General features: G+C 34.7%; 5 protein-coding genes. 3 read left to right on the top strand and 2 right to left on the bottom strand.

What is annotated here, in order from left to right; genetic code table 11:
- Positions 1–15: 15 nt before the first annotated feature.
- Positions 16–1257: a multidrug effflux MFS transporter gene (locus tag BFJ87_RS00755; protein WP_262487727.1), complete on the top strand. Its 1242-nt coding sequence runs from the start codon at positions 16–18 to the stop codon at positions 1255–1257.
- Positions 1258–1260: 3 nt separating this feature from the next.
- Here BFJ87_RS00755 and BFJ87_RS00750 read toward each other — a convergent pair whose 3' ends face one another.
- Both BFJ87_RS00750 and BFJ87_RS00745 read right to left on the bottom strand, forming a co-directional pair.
- Positions 1261–2337, bottom strand: coding sequence for an anhydro-N-acetylmuramic acid kinase (locus BFJ87_RS00750; protein WP_077398659.1), 1077 nt, complete (start codon positions 2335–2337; stop codon positions 1261–1263).
- A gap of 3 nt (positions 2338–2340) precedes the next feature.
- The gene (locus BFJ87_RS00745; protein WP_139344192.1) at positions 2341–4080 is read right to left on the bottom strand and encodes a glycoside hydrolase family 3 protein; all 1740 of its coding nucleotides are present in this window, start codon (positions 4078–4080) and stop codon (positions 2341–2343) included.
- 135 nt (positions 4081–4215) lie between these two features.
- Here BFJ87_RS00745 and murQ point away from each other — a divergent pair, with 135 nt between their 5' ends.
- Together murQ and BFJ87_RS00735 are read left to right on the top strand one after the other, a co-directional pair.
- Positions 4216–5031, top strand: a complete 816-nt coding sequence (gene murQ / locus BFJ87_RS00740) for an N-acetylmuramic acid 6-phosphate etherase (RefSeq protein ID WP_077398657.1) — start codon at positions 4216–4218, stop codon at positions 5029–5031.
- Between the two features lie 454 nt (positions 5032–5485).
- Positions 5486–13909 carry a T9SS type B sorting domain-containing protein gene (locus BFJ87_RS00735; protein ID WP_077398655.1) on the top strand — a complete coding sequence of 2808 codons (8424 nt, stop codon included), beginning with the start codon at positions 5486–5488 and terminating at the stop codon, positions 13907–13909.
- Positions 13910–13993: the final 84 nt, after the last annotated feature.

The raw sequence follows: 13993 nt of genomic DNA, 5'->3' as shown, positions 1-13993 counted from the left end.
TGCTCTTAGCCTGTTATTTTAAAGCAAGTAAGTTACTTTTGCAGGATGCAAAAAAACTCTTCAAAAAAACAATTTGAATTTGTAGCCCTTATGGCATCTTTAATGTCTATAGTTGCTTTAACAATAGATGCTTTATTGCCTGCAATTTCTCATATAGGAGAAGCTATAAATAGTGTAGATCCAACAAAAAATCAGATGTTAATTACAATGATATTTTTAGGGTTGGGAGTAGGGCAATTGTTTTTTGGACCATTATCAGACAGTTACGGTAGAAAACCAATTGTGTATACCGGTTTTGCAATTTTTACTTTAGCTAGTATTGTTTGTGTAAATGCAACTTCTTTAGAGGTAATGGTTGTTGGTCGTATTTTTCAGGGTATTGGGTTGTCTGCACCCAGAACCATTACCATTTCTATAATTAGAGATATGTATAAAGGAGATTATATGGCAAAAATTATGTCTTTTGTAACCGCCTTTTTTATTTTGGTACCTGTTATAGCTCCAGCGGTTGGTAAAACCGTATTAAATATGTACAATTGGCAAGCTATATTTTATGTGCAATTATTTTTTGCTTTAGTAGTGTCTATTTGGTTTTGGAAACGACAAAAAGAAACATTAAAACCGGAGTTTAAAATTCCTTTTAAGGCTTCTATATTTTTAGACGGATTAAAAGAGTTTGTTAAGCATAAAGAAACGATAGCCTTTACCTTAATATCTGGTTTAATTACAGGTGCATTTTTAGTTTATTTAAGTGCAGCACAACATATTTTTGAAGATCAGTTTAATTTGGTAAATGAGTTTCCATACATTTTTGCAGGTTTGGCGGTATCTATAGGTTCTGCAACTTTTTTAAACGGAACATTGGTTTTGCGTTTTGGTATGCGTAAACTAATATTTATAGCACTAAGTTTATTTTGTGCAATTAGTATAACATATTCACTCTTATTTTTTGGAAGTGCAAATCCACCTTTACCCGTTTTAATAGGTTTTTTAGCCATACAATTCTTTTGCTTAGGTTTTATTTGGGGTAATTCTAGATCTGTAGCTATGGAGCCCATTGGCCATATTGCTGGTGTTGGTGCTGCAATTAATGGTTTTGTGTCTACGGTAATATCTATACCAATTGCAACATTAATTGGTAGTTATGTAAATGATACAGTACTCCCATTATTTATAGGCTTAGCCGTTTGTGGTAGCTTGTCTCTTTTTATATTTATGTTAATTAAAAAAACGAGAACAGCAGCTTTGTCTAAATAAGTTTTATTGTGGAATGTAAATTACACCGCAACTAGAATCCTTTTTTGCACCAGTAACTGATGCCAATACATTAGGTTGTTCTAAGTGACGTAGTACACCCATAAATGCAAATATTAATGCTTCTTTAAATTCTATAACTGTTTTAGATGTGGTATCTATTGTAAAACTAGTACCTAACTTACTTGTTAAAGTACTCATTAAAAAGCCATTTAAAGCGCCTCCACCAGTAACTAAGAGTATGTTTTCTGCTTTATTTGATGCATTTAATAAATCATTAGAAATAGTATCGCAAATATGAACTGCAGAAGTATGTAAAATGTTCTCAATAGTATCTGCTGTCTTTTCTATAATTGGAATAATTTCTTTTTTAAACCATTCATAGCCTGTGGATTTTGGATAGGGGAGTTTGTAATATTCTAAACTGTTTAATTTATGAAGTAATTCTTTGTTTAAAACACCACTTTTAGCTAGCTCTCCGTTTTTATCGTACGCTAAATTAATGGTGTTAGTTACATAGTTTAGCAGCATATTAGCTATGCCTATATCATAAGCTACTCTTTTGTTGTTTTGTTTAAAAGATACATTACTTATACCGCCAAGATTTAGGCAAAAATCGTATTCAGAAAACAAATGCATATCACCAATTGGCACTAACGGAGCACCTTGTCCGCCAAGGGCAACATCATTACTTCTAAAATCGCAAATAGTTTGTATGCCACTAGCGTTAGCTAAATGTTGTCCAGAACCAATTTGTAAAGTGAAGCCTTTTTCTGGTTTATGGTGTGTAGTATGTCCGTGACTGGCAATAAAATTAACCCTTAAGTTATGCTCATTTACAAACAGCTTTACTTGTTCTCCTAACCAAGTCCCGTAGGAATTATGCAGCTCTGTAAACTCTGGGACAGCTAAATTTATAGCATTTTTTAGTTGAGCTTTAAATTGAGGCGTATAATCTACACTTTTTGTGTTTAGTATTTTAAAATCCCAAGTCTCATTTTTTCTTGTGAACTGACAATACGCAAGATCTAAACCATCTAAAGATGTACCAGACATTAACCCTATTACGTTGTATGTTTGCATATGTTAATTTATTGAAACTGATAATTTACCTTTAGCATCTACCTTATTTAAAAAGTGTTCTGCAGCATTTTCCTGAAAAACAGGAAAGTTTTGGTATGCTACAATTACATTTTTAGCATTACTGGTGTCTAATTTTGTTAATACATATGGGTTACCAAACACATATAATATTACATTTTTAGTAGTCATTAAATTGGTTAATAATTCTAATTCATTATTAGAAATACCAAAGTTATTTTTTGGTTTTATACTTGGCGGATATAAAGCTATAACCACATTTTCTTCAGTCTTTACAGCTTCTTTTATTTTAGATATTGTAGTTTTAGTTGTGTTGTAACTTGTAAATTTTAATTCTTCTTTTACCGTATAAAAAAAAGGATTCTCTTTATTATTGGTTATTTCAATACCAACAAACCCATCAGACTTAAAATTAGAAATGGTATTGTTATTACCTTTAACAACGGTTAAACTTTCTGTGGCTAATTTTGTGTTTAAGCTTTTTGCAGTGTAATAGCTTTTAGACGGGCTAATAACAATATTCATTGCTTTTTCTTTAAGTTGCCAAACTCGTTTAAAACTTTCTTCAATTTGTTGCTTTGTAGCATTTTTTAAAATAGTAGCTATACCTTCTTTAGGGTTTTCTGCAAAACATAATACATCATTACCAGCATCAAAAGCAATCCACTCTAACTCTCCTTTAACAGGGTATAACTTAGAAACACTTTTCATATTTAAGGCATCAGAAATAACAACATTATTAAAATTCATTTCACCTCTTAAAAGTCCTTTTATTGTTTTTTTAGATAGGGTAGTGGGTGTGTTTTTTTCTTCGGTTAGCGCAGGTACAGCCAAATGACCTATCATAACACTTTCTACTCCGTTATTTATAAGTTGCTGAAAAGGGTATAACTCATTTGCTAATAAAGCTTCTTTGGATTTATTTATTACAGGTAAGCCAATGTGCGAGTCAGTAGCTGTGTCTCCGTGACCCGGAAAATGTTTAAGACAACTAATTATTCCTTGATTTTGCATACCGTTAACAAAAGCAATGGCATTTTTAGTTACAAGTTCTTTGTTTTCTCCATAAGACCTATAACCAATAACAGGATTATTTGGGTTGTTGTTAATATCTACAACCGGAGCCAAGTTCCAATGTATACCTGCTTCTCTACAATCCTTAGCAATGTTTTTACCAACTTCATAAATAAGAGCATCTTTATTCTGCATTGCACCAAGTGTAATAGCATAAGGGTATTGCGGAGTGTTGTCTACACGCATTGCTAATCCCCATTCTGCATCAATAGCAATTAACAGTGGATATTTTGCAGCCTTTTGGTATCTTTTAATTAAAGATTTTAGTTTACTTAAACTAAGTGTGTCGTTTTTATTTTTTGCGTCATAATTAGCAGCTGCACTAATCCTGCTTTTAAAAAAGCAAAGTGCACCAATGTTTTGTTCTCTTATAAGTTGTTCTAGCTTAACAATTTCTTCTTCAGTATCATTTATATATGCAGCAGGCATAAATAGCTGACCAATTTTTTCTGTCGTACTTAATTTTTGTGTAGCCTCTGCGTAAGAGCTTATTTTATTTAAATTTTTTGGTTTGGCCTCTTTTGTAGTAGCTGTTTTAATATTAGCAACTTCCTTAGGCTTGTTATGGCAGCTGGCACATACAATTGCCATAACAATAAGTATTATATATAATGGGCTAAAAGAAGCTCTTAATTTAGTACAAGTTTGCATATCTAATTTAAATAAGTTGTTGTGCTAAAATAGGTTTTTTATTGCGTGATTTAGAATGGTGTACTTAAAAAAAAGATACTCAAAGAAGATTAAAAAACTTAAATTTGATTAATTTTTGATAAAACACTTCTATAAATGTTAGACTATACTAAAGTTACCGAATCCTCATCAAACTATACAGATTTAGAATTAATGAATACTAGTACTATTTTAACTAGTATGAATAATGAAGATAAAAAAATTGCAGATGCAGTTGCATTATGTATTCCTGAGATTACAAAATTGGTTGATGCTTTAACAGAACGCTTTAACAAAGGAGGAAGATTGTTTTATGTAGGTGCGGGTACAAGTGGCAGATTAGGTATTTTAGATGCTTCTGAAATACCGCCTACTTTTGGCTTGCCGCATACTAAAGTTATTGGTATTATAGCCGGTGGCGATACAGCAATAAGGTTACCCGTAGAAAATGCTGAGGATAATAAAGAACAAGCTTGGAAAGATTTAGAAGCTTATGATATTAACCAGAATGATACTGTTGTTGGTATAGCTGCATCTGGTACAACACCTTATGTAATAGGAGGGGTAACAAAGGCTAAGAAAAACGGATTGCTAACAGCTTGTATTACTAATAATCCCGGTTCACCATTAACTAAAGCAGTAGAAATTGCAATTGCAGTTTTAGTAGGCCCTGAGTTTGTAACAGGTAGTACACGTATGAAAAGTGGAACATCACAAAAATTAGTGCTTAATATGATTTCTACAGCACTAATGATAAAAATTGGTAGAGTTAAAGGAAACAAAATGGTAAATATGCAGCTTAGTAATGATAAGTTGGTAGACCGTGGAGCACGTTATGTGGTTGAAGAGTTAAATATTCCTTATTCAGAAGCTGAAGCTTTATTAATTAAACACGGATCTGTAAAAAAAGCGGTAGAATCTTATAAAAAATAATTTTTAAAAGTATTTTATAGAGATTTAAATGTGTTATGTATAGTAAGCTCGATTTCCTTTTTTGATAACATATTATTTTTGACACATAAAGTTTAAAAACACGGTAATTTATATATTTTTAATGGGTTACTGTGTTTTTTATTACAACATAGTTATAAATGTAACTTTAAATTATGCGTGACGTTCATCGAATTTTAAGTGATGATGTTAAAAATAGTTGTTATTTTTGTAGTAAAATACGCACTATGTAAAGTTGTTAAATGTGGCGTTAACTGTTGTATAATGTACTTTTATAGATTAAATACATAAGTACAGACACTATTTTACATTTTTTGACGTTTATATAGACCTAAGAGTTATAATAATTAAAAAAATAAAGTTTTTATAAAATTACTCTAAGAGTTTATTGCAATTCCCCAAGTTGCCATACTCTTTACAAAAATTGACTTAACCTATGCAACCAAGTAAAAGAAAACTTGCGTTATGTGCTATGCTATTAGTTTTTGGCTCTATAGTATGCACTACCGCTATTGCTAACCCTAAAGTATACGGCTTTTTAACAGACGTAATTACTTTTGATGATGCTTTATTTAAAGCATTAACATTGGAGGAGAAAAAAGAAGCTCCTACCAAAGAAAAAGTTAACTTTCTAAAAACATCAAGGAAAAAAACGGAAAGGACTAGCACTTTGGCTGCTCCGGTAATGTTTGCAACCATTATAAATGGAGCAAACGAAGAAAGTACTTGTCCGGATGATGGTAGTACTTTAGCTAAATTTTTCTTGTGTGGTACTGGTGATGATAGAACGGTGTCTTTAAGCACATCTGGTAGTTCATATGTCTGGCAAAAATTGGGGGCTGGTTGTTCTTTTGTTGGTTCAGATGATTGCCCTACATACAATAGTGCTTGTAGCGGAGATTGGGTAACAGTGGGTAACGATCCTACTTTTTTGTTAGATGCTAGCAACTCTAATGTAGAGGGTGAATATAGAGTACGGGTAGATTCTGGTGTTTACTATCATTTTAGAGTGTCATCAAACCCTTTGGATCCTCAAATTACATCAAAAAATATTATTTGTGGTAACCCAGGTAATATAGAAGTTACTAACGTGCCAGCTGGCTATGAGTATAGTTTAAATTCTGCTTCAGGGCCTTTTCAAGATAGTCCTTCTTTTGATATTACAACACCTGGTAACTACCAAGTGTTTGCGCAGTTAAAAAATGCACCAGCTACTTCTTGTATTTTTCCATCAGAAATAGTAACAATTTCAGAAGAGTCTATGACTGTAGATGTTACAAAAACAGATATAGTTTGTAGCGGTGAAAAAGGGAATGTAGGAGTATCTGTTTCTGGAGCAACAGGTTTTTATAGTTATAGACTTTTAAAAAATGGTGTAACATTAGATACCTTTGGCCCTAGTGCAAATACAAATCATACGTTTAATAATTTAGGCCCTGGTACATACTCTGTACAAGTAGAAACTAATGATTGTGATGTTACAGTTACAGAAATTGCAGGAGATCCAATTACAATTGGTAATGGTTTAGCACCTATAGATGCAACTGCTTTTGCAACAGATAGTTTTGGTTGTGGCGCAACAAGTGTAGATGTAACTTTAGAGGTGTCTGGAGGAACGTCACCTTACCGTTATAGTTTAGATGCAGGAGCAACCTACAGTTCTACTTTTGCAAGTTCGATTGTTTTTGCTGTTAGCTCTGCAGGAACATATAATATTTTAGTTGAAGATGTAAACGGTTGTACAAAACAAGCGGCCGTTGAAGTACAAAATATACCACCTCCAGTTTTTAATATAACTGCAGAAGATGCCAATTGTGGTGGGGCTAATAATGGTAGGTTAACGGTTAATGTAACAAACAGTAATGGTTATGCTTTAGAATATAGTAATGATAATGGTGTAACTTTTCAAAATAGTAATGTATTTTCTAGTTTAGCACCTGGTGCATACGATGTTGTTGTAAGGTACCAACAAGATACTTTTGTTTGTACAACTACACCAGTATCAGAAAGCATAGGAACTCCTTCTTCAATATCATCATCGGCATCTGCTACAGCAGACCCAAGCTGTACTAATGAAAACGGAGGAGAAATAACCTTTACACCAGCAAGTGGAGGTACAGGTCCTTATGAATATAGTATAGGCTCTGGTTTTGTAACTGGTACTACAGTTTTTCCTGGTTTATCACAAGGAAGTACTTATACACCACAAATTAGAGATGCTAATGGTTGTGTAGAGACCTTGCCAGATATAACTTTTGCTTCTTTAAATAAACCAACTGATATAGATTTTACTGTTTCTAGTATTGATTGTGTAACAGGTACAGCTACTGTAACTTTAGCTGTTACTGGCGGAGGAACAATAGCTAATTATGACATTGTTGCTCCAAGTCCAGTTTCTAACGGAACAAGTAATATTTTTACAGGCTTAGGCATAGGAAGTTACACGTTTAGAGTAACAGATGATGGCGGATGTTCTTACACAGAAAGTTTTGCAATAAATGATATAAGCTCAATAAAAGTTACTGCGCAATTACAAGACAATGTAACTTGTGTTGGAGATACAGATGGGCGTGGCCGTTTTGTTGTAGATGGGTTTGCATCTACATATGCGTACCAAATAGATTCAAATCCTACAGTAACAGGTCATTCAGATAATTTTATTAATGTTAGTGGATTAGGGGCAGGTAGTTATACAATAACAGTTACTGATGAGGATACTAATTGTGTAGAAACGGCAACATTAACTATTAACGAACCAACGTCTGCATTAACAATGGCACCAACTCTAACACCAATGAGTTGTGCTAATAATAACAGAGGTTCTATTACAGCAAATGCTTCCGGTGGTTGGGGAGGCTATAGTTATACTCTAGAAAGACCAGGTACTTTATCTGATATTGGTCCAAGGAGTAACTCTAACTTTACAGGCTTAAGTTACCCAGGAGATTATGTTTTAATAGTAGAAGATAGTGAAGGCTGTTCAACAAGTTTTAATTTTACACTTACGCCGTTAAGTTCGCCAACATTAGTTATAAACAATGGCGCATCAGATTTTTGTTTTGATAGTACAGATGCGGCAACAATAAATGTAACAGCTTCAGGTGGTGATGGCAATTATGAATATAGGGTAAATGGTGGTGCTTGGTTTGCAGGAACAGCAAATGAATCTATTGCTGCACCTGGTCCTGGTAGTTACCAAATACAGGTTAGAGACGGTAATGGTTGTACAGACACTGTAGGTAGAAATATTAGACCAGAAATGACAACTACAGTGGCTATACAAAAAGAGTTAACGTGTAGTTTAGTTCCAGGAGATGGAGATGCAGAGATAAGAGTAAATGTATCTAGCGGAAACACACCATATCAAACTTATGAGGTAAGCTTTAATGGATCAGCATATAGTCCTTCTGTAGGCTTTACAGGCTCTTCATTTGTATATACTACAGCTCTAGATGGTACATATCAATTTAGAATAACAGATAATGAAACGTGTACTGTAGAAACCAATGTTATTACACTAAGTCCAACAGAGACCATAGCAGCAACTGCTAATGTTACAGATCCTACTTGTGGAGATGATACAACTGGTAGTGTAGAGTTAGTTCCAGATACCACTGTTGGTGTGCCTCCATATCAGTATAGTTCAGACAATGTAACCTATACAAATCAGCCTGTATTTAGTAATTTATCTCCAGGTAATTATACTTATTTTGTTAGAGATAGCAGAGGTTGTGATGTTGCAGTTCCTTTTACTGTTGGCCCTGCGGCACCTGGTGTAGATGCTACCGTAGATTTTGTAGGTCCTACTTGCGGTGTAACACCAGCAGACGGACAAATAAATGTAACAGCAGTGTCTAACGGTACAGCTCCTTACACTTATACTTTATTAGACACAGCAGGTAATGTTATAGCAACGGTTGGCCCTACAGCAGCAACAACAGCTAATTTTCCTGGTTTAGCAGAGGGAGATTATGTTGTAGAAACTACAGATGCTAGTACTTGTGAAGACAGAGATGTAATTAATTTAAGACAAAATAACTTAACAATAACTCCAGTTCCAACACCTGGCCCAGATTGTTCTACGGCTTTTACTTTTCTTGTAGATATTGCAGGGGGTACAGCACCTTATTTAATTGGTTTGGTAGGAGAAACGTTAGTATCACCAAATGTAGACGCAGATACACACGATTTTACGGGACAAGTGGAGTACGGAATAACTTATTTTGTTGAGGTTTTAGATGCAGCTGGTTGTACTTATATTCAGCAAATAGATCCAATTCCTACATTAAATCCATTAACTGTAGACGCAACATCTTCAGCAGCTTCTTGTGCTACTCCAGATGATGCCGATATAGATTACACAGTAGACGGTTTACCTAATGGTTCTGATATTATTATCTCTTTAACAGATACAGATACGGGCGCAATAATAAGTGGTCCAACTACAGTTACCAATGTAACCTTTCCTTACACAGGTTCTTTTACAAACTTACCAATAGGAAATTACCAGGTAATAGTTACAGAAGATACTGGGGCAGCAAATTATTGTAATGCAAGTGATTTAGTCTCTATTACCAATGATAATCCAAGACCTGTGGTAGAGCGTAATACAAATGCCAACTGTTTAAATCCAAACGGACAATTAGTATTGCGTGGCGTGGGTGGTTCACCAGCATATACCTTTGGTGTAGTACCTACAGGAGATCCAGCACCAGCATTAACAAGCAATAATATATACGATTTGTCTCCTGGCACATACGATGTGTATATAGAAGATAGCAAAGGCTGTTCTTCTTTATTAACCGGTGTGGTAATAGATATGGATCCTACCTTAGCAAGTCCAACAGTAGATGTAACTAACCAATGTTTTGCGGTTGCCAATTATACTATAGATGTGACTTCTCCAATTTCAACAGGTAGTGCTCCAGAAACTACTTTTCAGTATGATATTGGTAATGGTTTTCAGGACAGTCCAAACTTTACTGTACCAAATGCAGGTACATATACTGTAACGGTTCGTGATGGTAATGGTTGTACAAGTAGTACGGTTGTAGAAGTATTTGATTTCTTTTCTATATCTGCAAGTGCATCATCACAACCATCTTGTAATAATGCAGACGGTATTGTAGAAGTAGAAACTACAGGTGGTAGTGGGAGGTTTAGATATGAACTAGATGATGGCACAACAGTAATTACACACGAGCCAACAGATACAGATCCAGAAATTTTTACAGGTTTGGCTCCTGGTAGCTATACCATAACAGTAACAGATTTAGATTCTAATACAAGTCCGTTATGTTCAGATATAACTACTGTAGACATAATTACAGTAAATACACCAGTAATTGATAATACTGTTGTAGAAAATGTTTCTTGTAACGGAGCAGACGATGGTAGTATAACTGTAGAGCTAGACCCAGCTTCTGCTACAGATGCACCATTTACATATAATATTTATGTAGGTACTAGCACAACACCTTTACAATCTATTGAAGATGCAACTTTTGAAAATTTAGCACCTGGAACTTACCAAGTTGAGGTAGTTTCGGATAGAGGTTGTGCTGTTAGATCTGGAAATATTAATGTTATAGAGCCAACCATATTAGAGGTTACTCCTGTAGCACCAGATTTTACTTGTAACCCTTCTGCTAACTCATTTAGTACAACAACTATTACTATTTATACAGATGATAACGGAGATGGTACAGGTACAAATACGGGTAATGGTAATTACAGCTACAGCTTAAATGATGGAACTCCTTTTTATGATGGTACTAACTTTCAAACCTCTAATACGTTTGAAATTATAGATAGAGGAGTAGACCAAACTATAGATGTTATTGTAAGAGACGATAAAGGTTGTGAAACAACAGAAACAATTACCATACTAACACCAACAGATTTAACTTTTAATTTTAATATGTTAAATCCTATTACTTGTGATGCCACAGGTTCTGGAGCATCGGCAGGTCAATTAGAAATTATTGTAGACCAAGGTCCAGGTAATTATGAAGTACAAGTATTACCACTTGGGTCGCAACCAGCTCAGCTTTCTGGAGGATCGGATCGTGTTGTTTGGGATGTTACTGTACCAGGAGATTATATTTTTGCAGTAAGAGATATAGATAGTGGTACCTGTTTGTTTGTAACACCAACAGCTACAGTTCCTGATTTTAACGTTATAAATGCCGTAATTAATGAAGTAAAACCTGTTTCTTGCTTTGGAGCAAGCGATGGTGAAATAAGTATAGAGGTAAACGATTATAATGGAGCTTATAATTATGAGGTGTTTTTAGTAGATAATACAGGAACCGAGATTACAACTGGTGTTACAGGATCTTTTGATACTACAGCGCCAATTGCAACCCCAGAAATTATTACAGGCTTGCCAGCGGGTAACTTAATAGTTAGGGTAGAGGCTTTAGCATCACCGTTTTGTGATACAACAAGTAATACAGCCCCAGTTAGGTCTCCAGACAGAGCGTTAACTACCTTAGCAGAACAAACAGCTTATGTTACGTGCCAGGTTCCAGGATTAGGAGAAATTACAGCAACATCAGACGGTGGTTGGGGTACTTATGAGTATCAGTTAGAAAAAGAAACAGCAACAACAGGTACGTATACAGTAGAGGTTGCTTATGGGGCTTCTCCAATATTTAGTGACTTATCTGAAGGGAACTACAGAGTAAGTAGCAGAGATGCTGGTGGATGTATTGTTTTTGATGATATAACACTTAGTTTACCAGTTGCTATTAATGCAGATATAGAAATTGTACAACCATTACTTTGTCCTGGAGCAAATGATGGTGTTATTAGAGCATTTAATGTAACAGGTGGTGAAGATTTAGATGGAAATGGAGAAGAGTATTTATTCCAGTTAAACAGATTAGATGCTTCTGGTGCAATTACAAACACCAGTGGATTACAAGAATCTGCTACTTTCCCTAATTTACCTTCTGGGTATTATACAATTACTGTTTTTGATGGTTGGGATTGTAGCTTTACTACACCACAAATATATATTGTAGATCCAGAACCTGTAGAGGCAGAATTAGTAGAAATTACACCTCCTGGTTGTGGAGATTTAGGAAGAATTGGCCTTAGTGTTACAAACCCAGTGGCTGGTATGGAATATTTTTACAGAAGATCAGGAACAACAGATGCTTTTGTGAGCTTTGGAGGACCAGATGTAACTTCTGTTACTATTACTATTCCAGACATTGATGCAGACCCAGGACCATTTCAATATGATGTTCAAAACGGTAATGGTTGTCCAGAGCAACAATCTAATGAGGTTGGTTTAGATAAAGCACTTCCTTTAGTTGTGGCATTAGATTTAGTAGATGCAGAAATTAAATGTCAGGGTGAAGCAACTGCCATAGTAAGGTCAGAAGCATTTGGAGGAATAGGAAATTACAGGTACACATTAGTGAATAATAATTTAGGAGGTGTACCAACGGCTCCTACTGCAGCAGATATAGTAAGACCAGAGCAGGCTTCAGGTGTATTTAGAAACTTAAGCCCAGGAACATATTATGTATATGCAACCAGTGGAGGATGTTCTGCAATATCTGATATTATTGAAATTGAACCAAAAGTACCACTAGAGGTTGTTATGTCTGAGGCAAACCCAGTAAGTTGTACAGGAGATTTTGATGGTAGTATTAGAATTGAAGCAAGAGGAGGTACAGGCCAAATTAAGTTCTCTATATCAGATACGTTAAGTGAGTTTTTTGTAGGTGACGAAAATCCAAACACAATTACTTTTGAAGATTTAGCACCAGGTACATACTCTGTATTAATACAGGATGAGGTTGGTTGTAGTATTTTAAGAGAAATTACAGTTACAGAACCAGAAGTGTTAGTTGTTGCAGATGTAGATACCACACCGGAGTTGTGTATTAATGCAGCAGATGGTACAGCTACACTGTCTATAACAGGTGGTACACCTTTTGTAGATCCAGTTACTGGAGATGAGTATTATGAGACTAGTTTAAATTCCTCAGACCCTGCAGATTTTGTTAGAAATGATGATCTATTCTTTGATAATTTAGCAGGTGGAGAAACTTATGTTGTATTTATTAGAGATGCTAATTTATGTGATACTAACGCTATTATTAATGTAGATTATGGAGTAGATTTATCTGCAACACCAATAATAGAATATGGATGTAGAGGTATATTCCCTTTTAGTACCGTAACTATAGATATGACAGATAGTAGTTTAATGTCTGACCTTATGTTTTCTTTAGACGTAGATGATATTAATGTGGCTACAACACAACATGTTTTTGGAGATTTAGAGCCAGATACAATGCATACGGTGTACATATACCATAGTAACGGATGTTCTACTTCTGTAGATTTTACATTAGATGCTTATGATCCGTTAACTCTTTCAGCAATAAAAACAGGACCTAATGAAATAACTGCTTTAGCGCAAGGAGGATATGGAGGTTATACTTACTTTTTTCAAGGAAACTCACAAGGTAGTAATACAATTTTTGAGTTAAATGAAGATGAAACAGTTACCGTGCGTGTAGAAGACGCACAAGGTTGTGTTGCTGAGGTTAAATTAGAATTTGAATTTACAGGTAAAATAGATATTCCTAATTTCTTTACTCCTAACGGAGATAATGAAAATGATAGATGGGCACCTAAAAACAGAGAGTTTTTCCCAGACATAGAGATTATTATTTATGATAGATATGGTAGAGTAGTAGCACGATTAGATGATGTTACCTCTTGGGATGGTACTTATGAAGGTAACGAAGTGCCTACTGGAGATTATTGGTATGTAGTTAATGCTAATGATAAAGAGAAACAACGATACGTTGGTCACTTTACGTTGTACAGATAATTAAAAATTAAAAAGGCGCTTTTAGCGCCTTTTTTAGTTAAAAGAGTCAAAAGTATTGGGTAATTTTGTGCCAAAGCTATTATT

This window comes from Cellulophaga omnivescoria (assembly GCF_001999725.1).
GTDB classification, from domain to species: Bacteria; Bacteroidota; Bacteroidia; order Flavobacteriales; family Flavobacteriaceae; genus Cellulophaga; species Cellulophaga omnivescoria.
This window is presented reverse-complemented; position numbering and strand designations above follow the sequence as displayed.